We start from the raw sequence: 21734 nt of genomic DNA, 5'->3' as shown, positions 1-21734 counted from the left end.
CGCTCAGCCCGACCTTTGGTAGTTAGTAGGCGCCGACAGCGCCGCGGATCACCTTGAGGGTGCGCCACATGATGACCAGGTCGCCGGCAAGCGACCAGTTTTCGACGTAGTACAGGTCGAGGCGCACGCTCTCGTCCCAGTCCAGGTCCGAGCGTCCGTTGACCTGCCACATGCCAGTGAGCCCGGGCTTGATGTAAAGCCGGCGGTGCACGTGGTTCTCGTAGGTGGCTACCTCCCGCTCGAGCGGTGGGCGGGGACCGACGAGACTCATGTCGCCGACCAAGATGTTCCACAATTGGGGCAACTCGTCGAGCGAGTACTTGCGAAGGAATTCGCCAACGCGGGTGACGCGAGGGTCGTTCTTCATCTTGAAGAGCGCCCCGGCGCCCTGATTCTTGTCGAGCAGCCCCGCCAAATCATCCTCGGCCGTTGCGACCATGGACCGGAATTTCAGCATGTGGAACGGCTGACCACCACGCCCGATGCGCTGCTGCCGGAACAGGACGGGGCCACTGCTATCGCGGTGCACGAGCCACGCGATAACGAGCAGCAGCGGCATCAGGAGAATCAGAGCAAGGCCAGAGGCGATCACGTCGACGGCCCGCTTGAGAAGGTGACGTCCGCCGCCGAACTGCGGCAATTCCACGTGCATCAGGGGAAGCCCCTCGACGGGGCGGAAGTGAATGCGCGGGCCCGCGACGTTGGTCAACTGGGATGCGACGACCAGCTCGGTGGGCGATCCCTCGAGGTCCCACCCAAGATCGCGAATGTAGGTTGCCCCGTTGCCTGGATTGCCCGCGACGATGACCGCGTCCACGCCGAGGCAGGAGGCCGCCTCTGCGACATCGGACAGTGAAGAGACAATCGGGAGTTGATGGCGATTGACGGTGATCGACCCCTCGGTCGATCCGGTGAGTGCCGCGCCGATGACGTGGTAGAGAGATACTCCACGCTTGTCGATCTGTTTAATGACATATTCGACGTCCGCCTCGTCGCCAACCACGATTGCTCGGTGAAGGTACATCCCCTCTCGCCGTTGGCGGGTGAGCCATTTGCGCCAGAGCATGCGATTCAGAGCGAGACCCGCAATCCCTAATGGGAGAGCAAGGACGAAGAACCCGCGAGCAATGTCCACCTTGAACATGAGGAATATTATCGCCAACAGGCCGAAAGTGACGACGCTCGCGTTGACGACGCGGCGATACTCGTCGAGACCGATTCCCACCACCCGAGCATCACGAGAGTGGTACGCGCTGAGGCTGATAATCCACGAGCCGATGATTGTCAGCGCGACAATCCAATAGTCGGCGGCGATTGCTGCGAAGCTCGCGGCCGACTCTCCCCACCAAAACCTGCTCACGAAGGCCAGCATCACGGCGCCGACGATGATCACGGAGTCGGTGGCGGCGAGCCGTGCGCGGTAACGGCGAGCCCACGCCGGCACGTTGCTCGACGCCGACGCCGACGCTGACGTCGTCGATCGACTCGGGCGAGAATCAACGGGCGGCTCGACGATGTGAAGAGGGGGACGCCGATCACGGGAAAGTCTGCTGCCATCGGTCGACGTGCGATGTGCCTCGGTCACCGGTTCACCTCGTATGCCCGGGTGGAAATTCCGGGCGCGCGACGAACTTGGCTTGCCGGCGATGGACACCAAAAACAGCGTGTCGGGATGGCGCGGGGGAGCGCACAGTGGTGTGTCACGTGAAGCCTGCCATTCGGGTAACAGGTAGGGGCCTCGGTTTGCACAGGGTGCTCAGGCATCTCAAATTGCAGCAACCTGGGTGGAGTTGATGGCAACGTCGCGTCTGAGCCTGGTGCAGCTCGAGGAACTTTTTCGGGGGGATTGAGTTTGCTAGGTACTACGTCAGTGCGGCATATCTGGTATTTGCGGCCGAGAACGAGGCGGGTATTCCTGCGAGCTAGCCGTGTGGTCTGATCCTAGATCACGGGTCGGCAATCTCGCGCCCCTCTTCTGGGGTACATTTTCCACGTTCGGAACCCGGACGTGGAACCTCACATTCGCTTGACGCCCGGTCGCCACCTGAGTAACGCGCGAACGCGCTCGCTGCTGTCCAGTTCAAGCGCTGACAGTACATCGGAGGGAGTTCGGGCATTAATTGCAACCCAGCCCCGCACTGATTCGGATTCGTCGTCCCACAACCCGCGGAGGATGTCAACGGGGGCATGCTCATTACGCGCAAGACAGGCGCGCACGCCCTCGTCCGCGTCGCGGGCCAGCGCCGCCAGCACATCCGCGGGCGCGTTGTAGCTGCTCGCGACGCTCTCCCGAATCTTCGGGTTCGAGTCCCGGGCCAAGAGACGCAGCCGCCTGATCTTGCTGTCGGTCACGGCCGGTGCCGGATGCAGCGATGCCGCCTGCTCCCGGGTGAGCGTGCTGGGTGCCACCTCGCGAAGCTGCTTCATCTGGGCCGGGGTCGAGAAGCGGATGCAGGACATGACGAGAACGCTAGCCGAGAGGCGGCGTCAGAGCCGTCAGGTGACGCGCGTGGTGGCGAGGGCGGCCGAGACCTCCTCGTCGGTGGTCTGGGTGAAATCGGCGTACCACTGCCCGACGGCGAAGAAGTGGGCCGGCGTCTCGAGGCAGACGAACTCATCGGCGGCACCGCCGATCCGTGCGATCCAGTCGCGCGGCGCCACCGGAACGGCCAGCACGATGCGGCTCGCACCCATCTCCCGCACGATCAGGCAGGCCGCCCGTGCCGTCGACCCGGTCGCGATCCCGTCGTCGACGACGATCGCCGTCTTTCCGGCAAGGTCAAGCTCGGCACGGGTGCCGCGGAAGCGCACTGTGCGCCGCTCCAGCTCCGCACGTTCGCGCACCTCGGTGCTGTCGATCTCGCGGGCGGTGACACCGAGGGCCCGCATCGCGTCCGTGTCGACGACGCGCACCCCGCCCGCGCCGATCGCGCCCAGCGCGTACTCCGGATTGAGCGGCGAGCCGAGCTTGCGGACGACCACCACATCGAGAGGTGCGCCGAGCGCTCGAGCGACCTCGAGGGCGACGGGGACGCCCCCGCGGGGCAGGCCGAGCACGATCGTGTCCGGCCCCGCGAACCCTGTCAGGCGCGTCGCCAGCCGGCGACCGGCATCGGCCCGATTGAGAAACAACATGAGCAACTTCCGATCGGTTTGGACCTCATCGTAGGAGGGTCGATTGAGCGGGGCACGGGGTTGCGACGGTCGGTAGACTCGCCCCGTGGATGACGTAAACCGAACCGAAGTCAGTTCCCGGATATTCACTCTCCCGAACTGCCTGAGTTTCGTGCGCCTCGCTCTCGTCCCGGTGTTCCTCGTGCTGTTGATCGGCGGGGACTACGTGCTCGCCCTGGTCACGCTCGTGGTGTCCAGCGTCACCGACTTCCTCGATGGGCTCATCGCGAGACGGTTCAACCAGATTTCGCGGCTGGGGCAGCTGCTCGACCCAGCGGCGGACCGGCTGTTCATCTTTGCCACGCTGATCGGGCTCGCGATCCAACAGATCGTGCCCTGGTGGCTCGTGCTCGCGATCGTCGGCCGCGACGTCGTCCTGCTCGCCGTCGGGGTCGTCCTGGCCAACCATGGGTACGGTCCGTTGCCGGTTCACCACCTCGGCAAGGTGGCCACATTCTGCCTCTTCTATGCCCTGCCGATCATCATGATCGGACAGGCGTTCCCCGCCGTCGGGTTCGTGACCGATCCCATCGGGTGGGCCTTTGCGATCTGGGGCGCGTTCCTTTACTGGTGGGCCGGGATTATCTATCTTCGGGAATCCGTCCGGGTCGTGCGGATTCCGCTGCCAGCGGAGCCCCCGGCATCAGATACGCTGGGTCATTAGGGAGGTTCACGGTGGCCTATTTGGAGCACGATGGCAAGGCCGACGAGAACGCGCCTCGCGAGACAGACACGACGATCCACTTCACCAACGAGTTCGCGGCGCAGCTCGCGGCCCTTGGCGGTGAAGTATCAGCCGAAGAGCAGGAGGCGATCGCCGCGCTGCCCTCCGGATCGGCGCTGCTCGTCGTGCGCCGGGGCCCCAACGCGGGCGCCCGATTCCTGCTCGACTCGGACATCACGACGGTCGGCCGGCATTCCAACGCCGACATCTTCCTCGACGACGTCACCGTGTCGCGGCGCCACACCGAATTTCTGCGCCGCGGGACGTCATTTGAGATCAAGGACCTCGGTTCGCTCAATGGCACCTACCTCGATGGTGCGAGCATCGACTCCGCAGTGCTCAAGGATGGCGCGGAGGTGCAGATCGGCAAGTTCCGTCTCACTTTCTACGCGTCTCGCGTCGACCTGGCCCACCTGGCGAGCAAGTAGTGGCGGTACCCGCGGGCCAGGCTCGAATGCCCGGCCCGACTACCCTGCTGAGCATCGGGCAGGTGCTCGCTCGATTGACGGTCGACTTTCCCGACCTCACCCCGTCGAAGCTGCGCTTCCTCGAGGAACGCAAGCTCATCTGCCCGGCCCGCACCGAGTCCGGTTACCGCAAGTTCTCGCCGTCCGACCTCGACAGGCTCCGGTTCGTGCTCACGATGCAGCGGGAGCACTACCTTCCGCTCAAGGTCATCAAGGGGTACCTCGACGACCTCGACGCCGGTCGCGAGCCCGAACTTCCCGGTGGAGCGGTCACGGCGCCGTCGATGCTCTCGACCCAGCGGCGCCTGGGCCGCGATGCGCTCATCCGGGAGGCCGGAGCGACACCGCAGCTGCTCAATGACGCGGTGTCGTCGTCGCTCATCGTGCCGGCCGAGTTCTACGGCGACGACGTGGTGGCCGTGCTCAGGTCGCTCGTCGAACTGCAGAAGTCCGGTATCGAGCCGAGGCACCTGCGTACCTTCCGGGCTGCCGCGGAGCGTGAGCTCGGACTGATCGAGAACGCGCTGATGCCAGTCACGCGCCGCAAAGACGCGTCGAGCCAGGCCAAAGCGTTGGAGCTCGCGCGCGAGATCGCCGGACAGCTCGAGATCGTGCGTTCCAGTCTCATTCGCTCGGCCCTCGGGCGTCTCGATCGCTAGACTGAACGAGCCCTCCGGTCGACACGCCGAGGGTTTTCATCGAATGTCGTTGCCCGAGCGGGTGAGGCTCGGTAGCGTGGAATCTGCTAGCAATTCGGCTGGCACAGCACGTCGCAAGCATGCCGAAGGGCAGAAGGCAATCGCATGAGTGAAGTCAGCAGCCGGAGCGAAGATTCTCGCTACGATCTCGGGCTCCTGTTCACGGACGGTCTTCCCGATCTCGACGCCAGCTCTGGATATCGCGGTGCAGTCGCGGCCCGTGCGGCGGGCATCAGCTACCGCCAGCTCGACTATTGGGCGCGCACCGAGCTCGTCGAACCCACGGTGCGCGGCGCGGCCGGCTCCGGCTCCCAGCGCCTCTACGGTTTTCGCGACATCCTTGTGCTCAAGCTCGTCAAGCGACTCCTCGACACCGGAATCTCCCTGCAGCAGATCCGTACGGCCGTGAACCAGCTTCGCGAGGCGGGCGTGAACGACCTGGCCCAGACGACGCTTATGAGCGACGGCGCGAGCGTGTACCTGTGTACCTCCGACGATGAGGTCATCGACCTCGTCAGCCGTGGCCAGGGTGTTTTCGGCATCGCCGTCGGAAAGGTCCTTCGCGAGGTCGAGAACAGCCTCGTCGAGCTCGATGCTCAGCAGCCCGATGCGAACGACGAACTCGCCGCACGCCGCGCGCACCGGGCCAGCTGACCTGCGCCAGCTGAGCGCAGACAATTACGGGACAGCGACTCCGGCGGGGTCTTCCATCTTCGCGGTGCGCATCACGCGAAGCAGCAACTGGTCGAAGTTGCGCGCCATCTCCTGGGCGCTCTCGCCCGGCCACATGTGCAGCGGCTTGGCCGCGCCCTGTGCCTGCTGAAGCGACGTGCGCTCCGGCAGCTGCGGGCTCAGCACGAGCGGGCCGAACATGTCGCGCAGTTCCTTGATCCGGAACTGATGCTCGAGCGACTGGACGCGGGCGCGGTTCACGATGATGCCGAGCGGCTGGAGCCGGGGGGAGAGGCCGCGGCGGATCTCCTCGATTGCACGCAGCGCACGATCGGCTGCGGCGACGGAGAACAGGCCGGGCTCGGTGACGACGGCGACCCGGTCACTTGCGGCCCAGGCGGTGCGGGTCAGTGCGTTGAGTGACGGCGGGCAGTCGATGAGAACGAGATCATAGTCGGACTCGACGTTGGCGAGCGCCTCCTCGAGCTTCCAGATCTCACGGATGCTCGGATGCGGGCCGTCGAAGTTGATCGACGACGGGCTTCCGATCATGACGTCGATCTTGCCCGGCCGACCGCGCGTCCACCCGCTCGGAGCGATCGCGGACCGCACGATCTTCTCCTTCGGCGAGGCGAGAACGTCGGCGACGTTGAGGTGACCGGCGACATTGATGTCCATGCCGGTCGAGACATCCGACTGTGGATCGAGGTCCACGACGAGCGTGCGGAGTCCCTTCGCGAAGGCCGCCGAGGCAAGCCCGAGGGTCACAGTGGTCTTTCCCACTCCTCCCTTGAGGGAGCTCACGCTGAGTACATGCACAACACGAAACGATACCTTCACTAGTCTGAAAGCACCTAAACGTCGATCATCGATGCGGACGAATCTGTAAGGGGCCTGATGTTCACAAAGATCCTGGTAGCGAACCGTGGCGAAATCGCCATTCGCGCCTTCCGTGCAGCATTCGAGTTGGGCGCGGCGACCGTCGCGGTGTTCCCGTACGAGGATCGCAACTCGCTGCACCGGCTGAAGGCCGACGAGGCCTACCAGATAGGTGAACGAGGCCATCCCGTTCGCGCCTACCTCGATGTGGCGGAGATCGTGCGTGTCGCGATCGAGTGCGGTGCGGACGCCATTTACCCCGGTTACGGGTTTCTTTCCGAGAACCCGGAGCTCGCCGAGGCGGCCGCGGCCGCCGGCATCACATTCATCGGCCCTGGCCAGAAGGTGCTCGAGATGGCGGGCAACAAGGTCACCGCGAAGGAGCACGCGATCGCGGCCGGTGTTCCCGTGCTGAAGTCCACCCCGGCCTCGCGCGACCTCGATGAGCTCCTCGCCGGCGCCGACGCCATCGGCTTCCCGATCTTCGCGAAGGCCGTCGCCGGCGGCGGCGGACGGGGGATGCGCAGGGTCGAGGCGAAGGCCGACCTGAAGGCCGCGCTCGTGGAGGCCATGCGCGAGGCCGACAGCGCATTCGGCGACCCCACGATGTTCCTCGAGCAGGCGGTCGTCCGCCCGCGGCACATCGAAGTGCAGATCCTCGCCGACTCGACCGGCGACACGGTGCACCTGTTCGAGCGCGACTGCTCGGTGCAGCGCCGACACCAGAAGGTCGTCGAGATCGCCCCGGCGCCGAACCTCGACGAGGATGTCCGGCAGGCCATGTACCGGGACGCGATCGCGTTCGCGAAGTCGATCGGGTACGTCAACGCCGGCACGGTCGAATTCCTCCTCGACACCGCGGGGGAGCGCAGGGGGCAGCACGTCTTCATCGAGATGAACCCGCGCATCCAGGTCGAGCACACCGTTACCGAGGAGGTCACCGACGTCGACCTCGTCCAGACGCAGATGCGCATCGCGTACGGCCAGTCCCTGCGCGAGCTCGGCCTGAGCCAGGAGAACCTGCGCCTGCACGGCGCTGCGCTGCAGTGCCGGATCACCACCGAGGACCCCACCGCGGGATTCCGCCCGGACACCGGCAAGCTCACGACCTACCGCTCGCCAGGCGGCGGCGGGATCCGCCTCGACGGTGGAACCATCAACCCGGGCACTCAGATCAGCCCGCACTTCGACTCGATGCTCGTGAAGATGACCTGCCGCGGCCGCGACTTCCCCGCGGCGATCGCCCGCGCCCGGCGCGGCCTGGCCGAGTTCCGCATCCGCGGCGTCGCGACCAACATCCCCTTCCTGCAGGCGGTGCTCGACGACCCGGACTTCAACGCCGGCGACCTCAGCACCTCCTTCATCGACGAGCGCCCGGGCCTGGTCACCTCGAACCAGTCCAAGGACCGCGGAACCAAGATCCTCAGCTGGCTCGCCGACGTCACCGTCAACCAGCCCAACGGCGACGGCGCCGGCACGATCAACCCCGCCCTCAAGCTGCCGGTGGTCGACCTCACGGTCGCGCCGCCCGCCGGCTCCCGGCAGCGCCTGCTCGAGCTCGGCCCGACCGGCTTCGCCGCCGCGCTGCGCGCCCAGACCGCACTCGCGGTGACCGACACGACCTTCCGAGACGCGCACCAGTCCCTGCTCGCGACGAGGGTGCGCACGCGCGACCTCGTCGCGGTCATCCCGCACGTCGCCCGCCTCACCCCCGGGCTGCTCTCGATCGAGGCGTGGGGAGGCGCCACCTACGACGTCGCGCTCCGCTTCCTCGGCGAGGACCCGTGGGAGCGCCTCGGCTCGATGCGCGAGGCCCTGCCGAACATCGCCATCCAGATGCTGCTCCGCGGACGCAACACGGTGGGCTACACCCCGTACCCGACCGAGGTGACCGACGCGTTCGTGCGGGAGGCCGCGTCGACCGGCGTCGACATCTTCCGCATCTTCGATGCGCTCAACGACGTGTCGCAGATGCGGCCGGCTATCGAGTCGGTGCTCGAGACCGGGCACGCGGTCGCCGAGGTCGCGGTCTGCTACACCGGCGACCTGCTCGACCCGGCCGAGAAGCTCTACACCCTCGACTACTACCTCGCCCTCGCCGAACAGATCGCCCTGGCCGGGGCGCACATCATCGCGATCAAGGACATGGCCGGACTGTTGCGCGCCGGAGCCGCTGAGAAGCTCGTCACGGCGCTGCGTGCGCGATTCGACCTTCCAGTGCATGTGCACACGCATGACACCGCAGGCGGCCAGCTGGCCACCCTCCTGGCGGCCAGCCGTGCCGGGGCGGATGCCGTGGACGTTGCGAGTGCGCCGATGGCGGGCACGACGAGCCAGCCGTCGGCATCCGCCCTCGTCGCGGCCCTCGCGCACACCGAGCGGGACACGGGCCTGTCGCTCGACGCTGTCTCCGACCTCGAGCCCTATTGGGAGGCCGTGCGCCACGTCTACAAGCCGTTCGAGTCGGGCCTCGCCGGACCGACCGGCCGCGTCTACCGCCACGAGATCCCCGGCGGCCAGCTGTCGAACCTGCGCCAGCAGGCGATCGCCCTCGGGCTCGCCGACCAGTTCGAGAAGATCGAGGACCTCTACGCCGCCGCGAACCGGATGCTCGGGCGCCCGCCGAAGGTGACTCCCTCGTCGAAGGTCGTCGGTGACCTCGCGCTCGCCCTCGCGGCCGCCAAGGCCGACCCGGACGACTTCGAGCAGAATCCCGACAAGTACGACATCCCCGACTCGGTGATCGGCTTCATGGCCGGGGAACTCGGCGACCTGCCGGGCGGATGGCCGGAGCCATTCCGCAGCAAGGTGCTCGCGGGCCGGTCGGTCAAGATCGGGATCACCGAGATCAGCAGCGAGGACCGCGACACGCTCGCCGGTGACAGCGCCGGCCGTCGCGCGACCCTCAACCGCCTGCTGTTCCCCGCGCCGGCGAAGGCGTTCGAGCAGATCCGCGAGGAGTACGGCGACCTGTCATCGGTCGACACGGCGGACTACCTGTACGGGCTCCGCCAGGGGCAGGAGCACATCGTCGAGATGAGCCGCGGCGTCAGCCTGTTCGTCGGGCTCGAGGCCATCGGCGACGCCGACGACAAGGGAATGCGCACGGTCATGACGACGCTCAATGGCCAGCTTCGCCCGGTTTTCGTTCGTGACCGCGGCATCCGGGTCGAGACGAAGGCGGCAGAGAAGGCAGACCCCGCCAAGCCAGGGAACGTCGCGGCGCCCTTCTCCGGGGTGGTGACGCTGCAGGTCGCCGAGGGGGATGTCGTTGAGGCCGGTCAGGGCGTTGCGTCGATCGAGGCGATGAAGATGGAGGCCGCGATCACGGCGACCGTCTCCGGCGTCGTCACGAGGCTCGCCATCCCGCCGACGCAGCAGGTCGACGTCGGCGATCTCCTGGTCGAGATCACGGCATCCTGATCGGCCCGGTCGGCGAGTCCCTCGCCCCGCGGGCCGCGGGTAAACTGACACGTCCCGTTTTTTTCGAAAGGTGATGGGCAGTGACTGACAGAACCGAGCATGACGACGGGCGGCGCATCTTCGACGAGACGCCGGAGAATGAGCAGGGCCTGGACGACGAGCTCGTCGGCGAACTCGGCGATGGTGGGCAGGACCTCGCGGACGGCCTGCCCGAGCCCCTGACGATCGACGTGTCGCTGCCCGCGCCCGTCCACTCGATGCCGGAGGACGAGAGCGCGGTGGCGATCGACGAGGTCGCCGTGAATCCGGGCGAGGTCGCGATCACGGCGACGACGTTGTCTGTGCCGCTCCTGGCGCAGCCCGCCGATGCGATCGAGGCCGGCGAGCCGGAGAGCGTCTACACCCGACGGGGTCAGATGCGCGGCGATGTCGCCAACGGACCCGAGCCGGCCGCGATGCTCACGGCGGAGAGGTTGCTCGGCGGGAGCCGCAAGGCAGGCGTTCGGCCCGAGGGTCGCTGGCCCTCGCTCGTGCACGCCGCGACCTTTGGCAGGCTCAACCTGGGAGACTCGGCCGACGTCAGGTACCGCAAGGAGATCGACGCGCGCATCCACAAGGAGTTCGAGGGTGGAACCAGATTTGTGCCGGTGCTCACGCGCAAGGGCGGCGTGGGCAAGACGACCGTGACGACCCTGCTCGGCATGGCGCTGGCCGACGTGCGCGAGGACCGCATCATCGCCATCGACGCGAACCCCGACAGGGGGACCCTCTCGGAACGGGTCAACAAGCAGACCAGGTCGACGGTGCGCGACGTCGTCACCAAGGCGGCGTCCGTCTCGAGCTTCAGCGACTTCACCCATCTGGTCTCGAGGGACGAGACGCGGCTGGACGTCCTCGCATCCGACACCGATCCGCTGCTCTCCGAGGCCTTCGACGAGGACGACTACAACGTCGTTGCCGACCTGTGCGCCCGGTTCTACTCGATCGCGCTGACCGATTGCGGCACGGGAATCGTGCACTCGGTCATGCGCGCGACGCTGCAGCGCGCCGACTCCGTGGTCATCGTCTCCGGCGGCAGCGTCGATGAGGCGAGGCTCGCGTCGGAGACCCTCACCTGGCTCGAGGCGAACGGGTACGGCGATCTCGTCCGCAACGCGGTCGTGGCGCTGAACACGGCGACCCCGGGCACAAACCTCGTGAACCTCGACGAGATTGAGGCGCATTTCCGCTCGCGCGTTCGCGAGATCGTGCGGATCCCGTACGACCCGCAGCTCGCCGCCGGGTCCGTCGTGAGCTACAAGGACCTCAAGCCCCTCACCAAGAGCGCCGCGAGGGAGCTCGCCGCCCTCGTCGTTGACGGCCTTCCCCACGTGCGCGCGGACTGACGGCGCGAATGGCGCAGCGACAGATCCGGATCTTCGGCGATCCGGTGCTCAAGACGGTGTCCGACCCGGTGAAGCCCGGCGACCGAGCCCTGCGCGGGCTGATCGATGATCTTCTCGACAGTGTCAAGGTGCCCGGACGAGCTGGCGTCGCCGCGTGCCAGATCGGCGTGAACCTGCGGGCATTCAGTTACAACGTCGACGGCGAGATCGGCTACATCATCAATCCGGTCGTCGTCGAGCTGCGCGGCGAGCCCGAACTGGTCGAGGAAGGCTGCCTGTCGGTGCCCGGGTTTTTCTTTCCCCGGCTGCGCCATCCGTTCGCACGGGTCGAGGGAATCGACCTCGACGGCAACGCGATCGAGCTCGAGGGCGAGGGGCTCATGGCTCAGGCGCTGCAGCACGAGGCCGACCACCTCGACGGCAAGCTCTACATCGACGGCCTCGACAAACCGACTAAGCGCGAGGCGATGCGCCAGATCCGTGAATCAGACTGGTTCTAGCCCAGCTGGCTCGCGGATCTGGTCTGGCGTGCGGATCGGGCGGCGACTCAGCCGACCAGTGAGGTTCCCTCTGTCGCGGGGTGTCCCGCGTACATCTCCTCGATCACGGGCGTGTAGTCCTTGACGATGAGGTCCCGCTTGATGCTGAGCTTCGGGGTGAGGTAGCCGCTCGCCTCGGTGAGGTCGTGCTCGAGCACCGTGAACTTGCGGATGGACTCCGCGCGGGAGACGTTGGCGTTCGCCGCGTCGACGGCACGCTGGATCTCGGCGAGCACCTTCGGATTTCGTGCGGCCGCGGCAATTCCCTGGCCGCCGTCCTCGTCGTTGTTCTTCAGCCAGACGGGAAGCATCTCCTCGTCAAGGGTGATGAGGGCGGCGATAAACGGCTTCTGTTCGCCGACGACGATGACCTGGCTGATGATCGGGTTCGCGCGGATCGGATCCTCGAGCGCGGCAGGGGCGACGTTCTTACCACCCGCCGTCACGATGATCTCCTTCTTGCGCCCGGTTATCTGCAGGTAGCCGTCCTTGTCGATCTCGCCGATGTCGCCGGTCTTGAACCAGCCGTCGTCGAAGACTCCGGTGGTCGCCTCGTCGTTCTTCCAGTACCCGGCGAAGATGTTCACGCCCTTGACCTGGATTTCGCCGTCGTCGGTGATGCGCACGGAGACGCCGGGAAGGGGCGGTCCGACCTTGCCGATCTTGAACCCGTCGACGCGGTTGATCGACACGGGAGCCGTGGTCTCGGTGAGGCCATAGCCCTCGAGGATCGTGATGCCGAGGCTGCGGTAGAAGTGCCCGAGACGGAGCCCCAGAGGAGCGGATCCGGAGACCGCGTACTTCACGTTGCCGCCCATCGCCGCGCGGATCTTCGAATAGACAAGACGGTCGAACAATGCGAACTTGATCTTGAGCCCGAGCGGCACGCTCCCGGCATCCAGCGCCTTCGAATGCGCAACGGCGACATCGGCAGCGGCGCGGAAGATCTTGCCCTTGCCACCGGCCTCCGCCTTCTGCTCCGAGGAGTTGTAGACCTTCTCGAACACGCGGGGGACCGCGAGCAGGAAGGTCGGCTTGAAGGTAGCGAGCGAGGGGAGGAGCTGCTTGGTGTCGGGCTGGTGGCCCACCTTCACCCCGCCATGCACGCAGAGGAGCGAGATGTACCGCGCGAAGATGTGCGCGGTAGTAATGAACAGCAGCGTGGTGGAACCGGGGTGCACAACCTCGGGCACCGCCTTCTGCGCGTTGCGGCAGAGCTCGACGAAGTTCGAGTGGGTGAGGATGCAGCCCTTCGGCCGCCCGGTGGTTCCGGAGGTGTAGATCAGCGTCGCGACATCCGACCCCTTCGCGATCTGCCGGCGTCGCTCGATCTCCTCGTCGGGCACGTCGACGCCCTTGGCGACGAGCTTGTCGAGGTCGCCGAGGTCGATCTGCCAGACGCGGGAGACAAGAGGGAGGTCGGCGCGGATCTCGTCGAACCGGGCGAAGTGATCCGGGGTCTCGGTGATCATGCCGGTGGCGCCGGAGTCGCTCAGGTACCACAGCAGCTGACTCGGGGCCGACGTCTCGTAGACGGGGACAAGCAGCGCGCCGGCGAACCAGGTCGCGAAGTCGATCAGCGTCCACTCGTAGCGGGTCTTGCACATCAGGCCGATCTTGTCGCCCGGCTGCACACCGGATGCGACAAGCCCCTTGGCGAGGGCGACAACCTGCCGGTGGAACTCCGCGGCAGTCACATCGGTCCAGGTGCCACCGGGGGCGGGGAGCGCGAAGATGGGCAGTTCGGGGGTCTCACGAACACGATCGACGAGCAGGTCTGTCGCGTTCGCTTCCGGGTCTGCTGGAACCAGGGCGGGTACGTCATAGATCTTCACGGCAACTCCTTTGGCACCGACGGGGCAAGTGACGATAAGTCTACCGGATGCATTATTCCGCCAGTTGTCTCGGTGCGTGGCGCACCCATCCCTAAACTCGAGATGGCGCTCCCCGGTCAAGGCGGAGGGTCAGCAATCGAGCCGGAGTGCTCAAGAGAGGTGATGCGCGTGGACGCGATCGGGATTGACATCGGCGGAACGAAGATCGCGGGCGCCGTGGTGACCGAACTCGGCGAGATCGTCGCGGAGGAGCGCGTCGCGACCGAGGCGGGGGACTCCGATGCCATCGTCGACGCCGTCGTCGCCATGATCGAATCGCTCGCCGCCGGTCGCGACATCGGCGCCGCGGGTGTTGCCGCGCCGGGGTTCATCGACGCCGCGCAGTCGATTGTGTACTACACCCCCAACATCCCGTGGCGCGGCGAGCCGTTGCGGGACCGGCTCGTCGAACGCCTCGATCTCGACATCACGATCGACAATGATGCCAACGCAGCGGGGTGGGCCGAGTTCCGCTTCGGAGCGGGTCGCCTGGTCAGCGACATGACGATGCTGACGATCGGAACGGGTGTCGGCGGCGCCATCGTCACGCGCGACCAGTTGTTCCGGGGAGGCTTCGGCGCCGGCGCGGAACTCGGCCACATGCGGGTCGTCCCGGATGGGCTGCCCTGCGGTTGCGGGGCGCGGGGATGCATCGAGCAGTATGGCTCCGGGCGCGCCCTGCTCCGCATGGCCAATGCCATCGCCGACGTCGGGGGGATCGGGCAGGCGCTCGCGCGCGCGCGCGATCAGAAGGGGACGCTGACCGGTCACGACATCAGCGCTCTTCTTGTCGACAACGATCCCGGTGCACTCGCTGCTCTGCGCGAGCTCGGGCACTGGCTCGGCCAGGCCTGCGCCTCGCTCAGCGCTGTGCTCGATCCGCAGTTGTTCGTGTTCGGCGGCGGAGTGGCAGTTGCCGGCGACCTGCTTCTGGACCCGGTGCGCGAGGCGTACCTCGCGCACCTTCCGGCCCGCGGCTACCACCCGGAACCGGAGTTCGTGATCGCCGAACTCGTGAACGATGCCGGCGTCGTCGGCGCGGCCGACCTGGCGCGCGTCCACCTCGGCTTGCGCTGAGCCGGGGCGAGTGGGGCGCCAGAGGGGCGCCCGGCCCCGTGGCGCGGGTTATGCTGGCACGGTCCAACGAAGGCAGGTCGAATGTTCTACTGGTTCATGAAGAACCTGATCGTCGGTCCGATCCTGCGCACCGCGTTCCGACCGTGGGTCACCGGTCACGAGCACATCCCGAAGACGGGCGGTGTCATCCTCGCGAGCAACCACCTGTCGTTCATCGACTCGGTGTTCCTCCCGCTTCTCATCGACCGTCAGGTGAGCTTCCTCGCGAAGAGCGACTACTACACCGGCACAGGCGTCAAGGGCTGGATCACCAAGACGTTCATGAAGTCGGCGGGGATGCTGCCCATCGACCGCTCCGGAGGCAAGGCATCCGAGGCATCGCTTCAGACCGGACTCGGCGTGCTCGAGCGGGGCGAAGTGCTGGGCATCTACCCCGAGGGCACGAGAAGCCCCGACGCCAAGCTGTACCGGGGCCGGACGGGCGTCGCGCGGATGATCCTCGAGGGCAACGTGCCCGTCATCCCCGTGGCGATGATCGACACCGAGAAGGTCATGCCGATCGGCAAGCGACTGCCTAAGGTGCGCCGGATCGGCATGGTCATCGGAGAGCCGCTCGACTTCTCGCGCTTCCACGGTATGGAGGGCGACCGCTTCATCCTGCGTTCCATCACCGACGAGATCATGTACGAGCTGTCGCGGCTGAGCGGCCAGGAGTATCTCGACGTGTACGCGACGTCGGTCAAGGAGAAGCGCGCCTCGCTCTCCCGCTGAGCGAATAAGGTAGACGGGGTGCTCCGGCATTCTCGCGGGTAAGTCACCTCGCGTTCACAGCAGCAATGAGGAATTCACGTGGTTCATCCGACCGAAGATACAGTCGTTCTCCCTGACCCCACCGTGGTGGCCGGCCTCGACTACTGGCGGACCCTTCCCATCAAGCAGCAGCCGGAATGGCCCGACGCCGACGCCGTCGGCGCAGCATCCGCCGAAATCGCGACCCTGCCTCCCCTCGTCTTCGCCGGCGAGGTCGACATTCTCCGCGCCCGGCTCGCGAGCGCCGCTTCGGGCAAGGCGTTCGTGCTGCAGGGCGGCGACTGTGCCGAGACCTTCGCGGGTGCCACGGCGGAGCAGATCCGCAACCGGGTCAAGACGATCCTGCAGATGGCGGTCGTGCTGACCTACGGAGCATCCACGCCGGTCATCAAGATGGGCCGCATGGCCGGCCAGTTCGCCAAGCCCCGGTCAAGCAACAACGAGACTCGCGGCGACGTGACCCTTCCCGCCTACCGCGGCGATATCGTCAACGGCTACGACTTCACGCCGGAGTCCCGACAGGCCGACCCGCGCCGACTCGTGAAGGGCTACCACACGGCGGCATCGACGCTGAATCTCGTGCGCGCGTTCACGCAGGGCGGCTTCGCGGACCTGCGCCAGGTGCACAGTTGGAACCAGGGCTTCGCCCGCAACCCTGCGAACGCCCGGTACGAGCTGATGGCCCGCGACATCGACCGCGCCATCAAGTTCATGGAGGCGGCGGGGGCCGACTTCGATGAGCTCAAGCGGGTCGAGTTCTTCACCGCGCACGAGGGCCTGCTGATGGACTACGAGCGTCCGATGACGCGTATCGACTCCCGCACGGGAGAGCCCGTGAACACGTCGGCGCACTTTCTCTGGATCGGCGAGCGCACCCGCGACCTCGACGGCGCCCACGTCGACTACTTCTCCCGCGTGCGCAACCCGATCGGTGTGAAGCTCGGCCCGTCGACCTCCCCGGACGACATGGAACGCCTCATCGACAAGCTCGACCCCGACCGCGAGCCGGGCCGCCTGACCTTCATCGCCAGGATGGGTGCCGGCAAGGTGCGGGATGCCCTGCCGCCGCTGCTCGAGGCGATCAAGAGCTTCGACGCGACCCCGCTCTGGGTCTCCGACCCGATGCACGGCAACGGCATGACCACGCCGACCGGGTACAAGACCCGGCGGTTCGATGATGTGGTCGACGAGGTCAAGGGCTTCTTCGAGTCGCACCGGGTCGCGGGAACGCACCCCGGCGGTATTCACATCGAGCTCACGGGCGATGACGTGACGGAGTGCCTCGGCGGCTCCGAGCAAATCGACGAGGCCACCCTTGCCACCCGCTACGAATCGCTGTGCGACCCTCGCCTGAACCACATGCAGTCGCTCGAACTCGCGTTCCTCGTGGCCGAGGAGCTCGGCGCGGCGAACGTGGCGCGCTGACGCCCCTCGCCCGATCGCCGCGAGTCGCCCACTTATGTTGCCTCCCGCGCGGTGGAGGGGCACTTTGTGGGCAGCTCGCGGCCTGTCGGCTGGGGGAGCTCAGTTCGCGAGTGACCCGGGGCCCGACCGATGTGTGTGGTTAGTGCCCATTCTGCGCCGCGCAGGATTGTCGATTGCAGCGCTGAGGGTGCGGCCGGCGGCGCGGACGCGGGCGGCGAGACGTAACGCAGGAGATTCTGCACCACGCCGGGCTGACTGGCGCGCTGACGCGGTGCGTCGCCCAATGTCCTGCGTTAGCGGTGAGCGGTGAGCGGTGAGCGGTTAGACGTGAGCGGTGAGCCGTGCAGCGCTATGAGTTGGCGGGCACACCGGACCGGATTGGCGCGAGTTGCCGACTTGTGTTGCTTCTGAGGCGGTGGGGGCGACGTGTGCGGGCGACTCGGCATCCCTGACCGACGTCCCTCCCGGGTGGGATGCTAAAAGGTCAGCTGCACCCGGATTGTGGAGCCCTTCGTGACCTTCGCTCCGGCCGCCGGGTTGGTGCTTGTCACCGTGAACGCGCCGGGGGCGATGTCTGCCGTCCTGTTGTAGTCCAGTTCGAAACCGGCGTCGAGCAGTGCCTGTTTCGCGTCTGCCCAGCTCTGCCCGACGACATCCGGAACCGGGACCGGCTTCGGGCCGAGGGAGATGGTGAGGTCGAGGGTGTCGCCAGGCACGACGACCTCGGAGCGGGGCACTGCGGCGATGACCGAGTCCTTCGAAACGCTGTCGCTGTAGTCCAAGATGCCGCGTTCGGCCGACAATCCGACTCCCTCGAGCGTCGCCCTCGCCTCCTCGACGGTCGTGCCAGAGACATTCGGCACTGCGCCGCGTGAGACCACGAGCGCCACCGGCTGCAGTTCGCCGTATTCCGGGGCCGCGGTGATGTCGGCATCGCCTGCTCCGATCGCGCGCAGCACGAGGGTGTCGGCCACGTCGGCGTTGAATTCGTAGCGCACGTCTCCCGGGGTAAACCCGGAGTCCTCGATGAGGGCGAGCGCGTCAGATTCTGGCACGCCGGCGAGGGCCGGGAACGGCAGCGGCTGCGGACCCTTCGACGTGAGGATCGTGACCGTCGACTGGATCGCGACCGATTGACCGACCGCCGGGTCGGTGCCGACGACCGTGCCGACCGCCACCACGGGATCGAAGACCTCCTCCGGCGCCTGCGCCACAACGAGCTCGGCGGCGGTGAGGGCGGCGGTCGCGGTGGCGAGGTCCTGCCCCGCGACCTCGGGTACCGACACGAGGGCTCCCGGGCCGGCGTTGAAGTACCAGCCCGTCGCCCCCGCGAGGGATGCGAGCAGTATCACGAGGGCGAAGAGCCAGAAGCCCCTGGCCTTGCGCCGACCGGCCTTGGCCTGCAGAGCGCTCTGGTTGTCCACGACGACCGGCCCGGTGCGGTGGCGACCCTGCGGCGTGATCACCTGCGTCTTGTCGTTCGATCCGGTTGCGCTCTTCTCGGCCATCGCCGACGGCAGCACAATCGTGCGCTGGGCGGATGTCGCTGGCGCCGCGGATGCCAGGCCCTCCTGCGTCTCGACAAGCTGGTCGAGCATGGTCTTCGCGTCTCGCGGACGCTGGTCGGGGTCACGCGCGGTCGCCCACAGAACGAGTTCATCCAGCTCGGCAGGCACGTTGGGGTTCGTCGAACTCGGAGTCGGCACGGTGCCGTTCGCGTGCTGGTGCGCGATCTGGAAGGCCTGCTCGCCCTTGAACGGCTGCTCGCCGGCGAGCATCTCGTAGAGCATGATGCCGACCGCGTAGATGTCGCTGCGAGTGTCGGCGATGCCGCGTGTCACGAGCTCGGGGGAGAGGTAGGCGATCGTGCCGAGCAGGGCGTTGCCGGTTGCAGTGTTCGCGCTTGCGGCGCGAGCGAGGCCGAAATCACCGATTTTGATGCGCCCGTCGTCGGCGAGCAGCACGTTCTCTGGCTTGAGGTCGCGGTGCACGATTCCGCTCTTGTGGGCGGCCGCCAGCCCGGACAGCACCGCCTCCATGATGTCGAAGGCCTGGTCGGTCGTGAGAATGTGGTGCTCGTCGAGCAGGTCACGCAGGGTGATCCCCGGCAGGTACTCCATCACGAGGTAGGCGGTGTCGGCATCCTGCCCTTGGTCGTAGACGTTGACGACGTTCGGATGCGCGAGGCGGGCCGCCGACCGCGCCTCCTGGATGAACCTGGCCCGGTACTGGCTGTCGTCGGCGAGGTGGCCGTGCATGACCTTGATCGCCACGCGGCGCTCGAGCCGGAGGTCGGTGGCGAGGTAGACCGTGGCCATACCGCCCCGCGCGATCCGCGAACGCACCTGGTATCGGCCGTCGACCAGACGGCCGATCATCGGGTCGGTGCTGTTCGTGGTCACTGATCGAGTCTAGGCACGACGGGGCCGATCAAGCGGCCAAAACACCGCGAAGTCGCGTCTCAGCGGAGTTGGTCGAGCCAGGCCCAGGCCGACACTTCCCACTTGGCGTAGGCATCCGGGTGCCCGGAGATCTGCACCGCCTGTGCCGCCTGGGTGACCGTCATCGACTGCCATCCGGGGATGTCGAGCAGGCCGCGGGTGATGCCGCGGTTCGGAGCGGTGGGGCCGCCGAAGAAGAGCTTCGTGGAGTGCACCCGGTCGGTGACCTGGGCTGGGGTACCCCACCCGGTGCTCGGGCGCTGCTGGAAGAGGCCGAGCGAGTCGCGGTCACCGTAATTGAGGTTGCGCAGGCTCGACTCCTGCATGGCGGTGGCGAGGGCGATCACGATGCCGTAATCGCTCACGCCGAGCGACGTGCCCACGCCGATGATGAGCTCCGCGTTCTCGGTCATTGGCGCATCGAGCGGGGTGACCCGCGTTCCGGTGGGTGCGGGTGCCGGTGCCGGTATCACGAGGCTGCGCCCCCCGTAGATGATGCTGGACCAGGTGAGGCCGTTCGCATTGAGGATGCCCTGGATGGTTACCGAGTATTTCTTCGCGATGCTCGCGAGCGTCTCGCCGGACGCAATCACGTGCGTGGCGGGGTTTGCGGCGATCGTGGTGATCGAAACCGCGGGAACAATTGGCACCTCTGCCAAGGCGGTGGGAGCGGAGCTGCCCGGAATCGACAGGACGCGCCCGGGGTAGATCACGCTCGACCAGCCGAGGCCGTTCGCCGCCAGCATGGCCTGCGTGCTCACGCCGTACTTCGCTGCAACCATGCCGATGGTGTCGCCGGCCTTGATGACGTGGGTGCCCGACTTCGGCGGAGCGGGAGTCTGGGTCGGTGCGGCGGGCGTCACGGCAGCCACTGGTGCAATCGGCGCCTCTTTCACGGCGGCGGGGGCGGATGCTCCCGGGATCGCGAGGGTGCTGCCGGCGTAGATGAGGCTCGACCAGCCGAGGCCGTTCGCGGTGAGCACCGCTTGGGTGCTCACGCCGTGCTTCGCGGCGATCTTGCTGATGGTGTCGCCCGCGACGACCTTGTAGCGGCCAGGGTTCGCCGTCGATGCTGTTGGTGTCTTGATGGGAGTCACCGTGGCGCCGGTGAGCTTGATCACCTGGCCGGGGAAGATGACCGACTTCCAGCCGAGGCCGTTCAGCGCAAGCACCGATGCTGTCGCGATGCCGAAGCGTCCCGCGATGCCGCTGATCGAGTCGCCGGCGACGACCGTGTAACTGGCCGGTGCGGCGGCGGTAGTGACGACCCCGGCACTCGTGGCCTCCGCAAGGGAGGCGGTGTGTGCGGCCGCGAGGGCCTCGCGGATGTTCTTGCCCAGCTCGCTCGGGGTGGTGCGGTCTCCGCCGGGTCGCTTCGCCTCGACGGATGCGGCGGGGGCAGGGAAGTTCATGCTCATCGCCATCGAGCCGGCAAGCACGATGGGAATCGTGTTGAACAGGCCCTTCCTGATCATTGAGGCCTTGATCGGCCCGCGCTGCCTGCGCGATGGACGCGAAGCCTCGTTCTGTGATGCGTTGGTCATTACTGATCCCCATTGTGTTCGCGGCCGTGTCCCGGCCGAACGATCCCGCTTGATCCAGCCCGATAGCTGTGCTGCCCGACACCCGCCCTGACGGTAAACAGCGTCTCAAAGCTGACACAGAAGCACATTCAAGTCAATCAGAGTTGCAGATGTTGTTTGGGTTAATGTGCCCGAAACATTCGGGTCGTACCCGCATGATCGCGCGCTCTGGCAGGCTTGAGCGGTGAGTACTGTTCCTGAAACCCGTTGGCTGACCGTTCCCGACCTCGTTGAGCTGCTCGGCATCGGGGTGAGTCGAGTGCGCCGCCTCATCGAAGACCGCGCCATTCTCGCTATCCGGGTCGATGGCGTACTGAAGGTGCCTGCGTCGTTCATCCGCGACGGCGAGCCGCTCAGCGAGCTGAAGGGCACTCTCGTGCTACTCGCCGACAGCGGGTTCGACGACGACGAGGCCATGCGCTGGCTTCTGGGCATCGATGGCAGCCTCGGCACGTCCCCGATCGAGGCGCTGCGCGCCGGACGTAAGGCCGAGGTTCGCAGGGTCGCCCAGGCCCTCGCCTTCTAACCCTCGGGCTTCTCGCTCCCCGCCCTCTGAGACCGGG

The 21734-nt window shown here is 66.9% G+C and carries 18 protein-coding genes; 11 read left to right on the top strand and 7 right to left on the bottom strand.

The annotated features are described in order from the left end of the window. Nucleotides 1-22 precede the first annotated feature (22 nt). From ABIB15_RS11420 to ABIB15_RS11410, 3 genes are all read right to left on the bottom strand, one after another. On the bottom strand, nt 23-1444 hold the full coding sequence (locus tag ABIB15_RS11420) for a sugar transferase (protein ID WP_354478490.1): 1422 nt from the start codon (nt 1442-1444) through the stop codon (nt 23-25). Between the two features lie 572 nt (nt 1445-2016). Then, the gene (locus ABIB15_RS11415) at nt 2017-2460 is read right to left on the bottom strand and encodes a hypothetical protein (RefSeq protein WP_354478487.1); all 444 of its coding nucleotides are present in this window, start codon (nt 2458-2460) and stop codon (nt 2017-2019) included. A gap of 36 nt (nt 2461-2496) precedes the next feature. Further along, a complete protein-coding gene (locus ABIB15_RS11410) occupies nt 2497-3135 on the bottom strand; it encodes a phosphoribosyltransferase (RefSeq protein WP_354478484.1) in 639 nt (212 codons plus the stop codon). Nucleotides 3136-3220: 85 nt separating this feature from the next. Between ABIB15_RS11410 and ABIB15_RS11405 the strand changes: the two genes are divergently transcribed. From ABIB15_RS11405 to ABIB15_RS11390, 4 genes are all read left to right on the top strand, one after another. Continuing rightward, nucleotides 3221-3838, top strand: coding sequence for a CDP-alcohol phosphatidyltransferase family protein (locus ABIB15_RS11405; protein ID WP_354478482.1), 618 nt, complete (start codon nt 3221-3223; stop codon nt 3836-3838). Between the two features lie 11 nt (nt 3839-3849). Then, entirely contained in the window at nt 3850-4326 is a 477-nt protein-coding gene (locus ABIB15_RS11400) for an FHA domain-containing protein (RefSeq protein ID WP_354478480.1), read from the top strand. 26 nt (nt 4327-4352) lie between these two features. Further along, nucleotides 4353-5024, top strand: coding sequence for a transcriptional regulator FtsR (gene ftsR, locus ABIB15_RS11395; RefSeq protein WP_354478477.1), 672 nt, complete (start codon nt 4353-4355; stop codon nt 5022-5024). Between the two features lie 144 nt (nt 5025-5168). Next, complete coding sequence (locus tag ABIB15_RS11390; RefSeq protein ID WP_354478474.1) at nt 5169-5717, top strand: MerR family transcriptional regulator; 549 nt, start codon at nt 5169-5171, stop codon at nt 5715-5717. Between the two features lie 24 nt (nt 5718-5741). Here ABIB15_RS11390 and ABIB15_RS11385 read toward each other — a convergent pair whose 3' ends face one another. After that, entirely contained in the window at nt 5742-6554 is an 813-nt protein-coding gene (locus tag ABIB15_RS11385) for a ParA family protein (RefSeq protein ID WP_354478471.1), read from the bottom strand. A gap of 78 nt (nt 6555-6632) precedes the next feature. Between ABIB15_RS11385 and ABIB15_RS11380 the strand changes: the two genes are divergently transcribed. The 3 genes from ABIB15_RS11380 to ABIB15_RS11370 all read left to right on the top strand — a co-directional run bounded on the left by ABIB15_RS11380 (nt 6633) and on the right by ABIB15_RS11370 (nt 11922). After that, nucleotides 6633-10037: a pyruvate carboxylase gene (locus tag ABIB15_RS11380; RefSeq protein WP_354478469.1), complete on the top strand. Its 3405-nt coding sequence runs from the start codon at nt 6633-6635 to the stop codon at nt 10035-10037. Between the two features lie 80 nt (nt 10038-10117). Continuing rightward, a complete protein-coding gene (locus ABIB15_RS11375) occupies nt 10118-11422 on the top strand; it encodes a MinD/ParA family ATP-binding protein (protein WP_354478466.1) in 1305 nt (434 codons plus the stop codon). Nucleotides 11423-11430: 8 nt separating this feature from the next. Next, nucleotides 11431-11922 carry a peptide deformylase gene (locus ABIB15_RS11370; RefSeq protein WP_354478463.1) on the top strand — a complete coding sequence of 164 codons (492 nt, stop codon included), beginning with the start codon at nt 11431-11433 and terminating at the stop codon, nt 11920-11922. Nucleotides 11923-11969: 47 nt separating this feature from the next. Here ABIB15_RS11370 and ABIB15_RS11365 read toward each other — a convergent pair whose 3' ends face one another. Next, nucleotides 11970-13796 (bottom strand): AMP-dependent synthetase/ligase, encoded by a 1827-nt coding sequence (locus ABIB15_RS11365; protein ID WP_354478460.1) that lies wholly within the window; start codon nt 13794-13796, stop codon nt 11970-11972. A gap of 168 nt (nt 13797-13964) precedes the next feature. Here ABIB15_RS11365 and ABIB15_RS11360 point away from each other — a divergent pair, with 168 nt between their 5' ends. From ABIB15_RS11360 to ABIB15_RS11350, 3 genes are all read left to right on the top strand, one after another. Beyond that, entirely contained in the window at nt 13965-14912 is a 948-nt protein-coding gene (locus ABIB15_RS11360; protein ID WP_354478457.1) for an ROK family glucokinase, read from the top strand. 81 nt (nt 14913-14993) lie between these two features. Next, nucleotides 14994-15683: a lysophospholipid acyltransferase family protein gene (locus ABIB15_RS11355; protein ID WP_354478454.1), complete on the top strand. Its 690-nt coding sequence runs from the start codon at nt 14994-14996 to the stop codon at nt 15681-15683. A gap of 78 nt (nt 15684-15761) precedes the next feature. Next, nucleotides 15762-17147 carry a class II 3-deoxy-7-phosphoheptulonate synthase gene (locus ABIB15_RS11350; RefSeq protein ID WP_354478453.1) on the top strand — a complete coding sequence of 462 codons (1386 nt, stop codon included), beginning with the start codon at nt 15762-15764 and terminating at the stop codon, nt 17145-17147. Between the two features lie 476 nt (nt 17148-17623). Here the strand turns inward: ABIB15_RS11350 and pknB are convergent, their stop codons facing one another. After that, complete coding sequence (pknB, locus tag ABIB15_RS11345) at nt 17624-19549, bottom strand: Stk1 family PASTA domain-containing Ser/Thr kinase (RefSeq protein WP_354478450.1); 1926 nt, start codon at nt 19547-19549, stop codon at nt 17624-17626. Between the two features lie 59 nt (nt 19550-19608). Beyond that, nucleotides 19609-21132 (bottom strand): muramidase family protein, encoded by a 1524-nt coding sequence (locus tag ABIB15_RS11340; protein WP_354478447.1) that lies wholly within the window; start codon nt 21130-21132, stop codon nt 19609-19611. Nucleotides 21133-21355: 223 nt separating this feature from the next. On the opposite strand from ABIB15_RS11340, the gene ABIB15_RS11335 reads away from it, so the two are divergent. Beyond that, entirely contained in the window at nt 21356-21697 is a 342-nt protein-coding gene (locus ABIB15_RS11335) for an Rv2175c family DNA-binding protein (protein WP_354478444.1), read from the top strand. Nucleotides 21698-21734 lie beyond the last annotated feature (37 nt).

Origin of the sequence: Marisediminicola sp. UYEF4 (assembly GCF_040546025.1) — a bacterium.
Classification (GTDB): domain Bacteria; phylum Actinomycetota; class Actinomycetes; order Actinomycetales; family Microbacteriaceae; genus Marisediminicola.
Note: the sequence above shows the minus strand (reverse complement) of the source record. Positions and strands in the feature narration are given on the sequence as shown.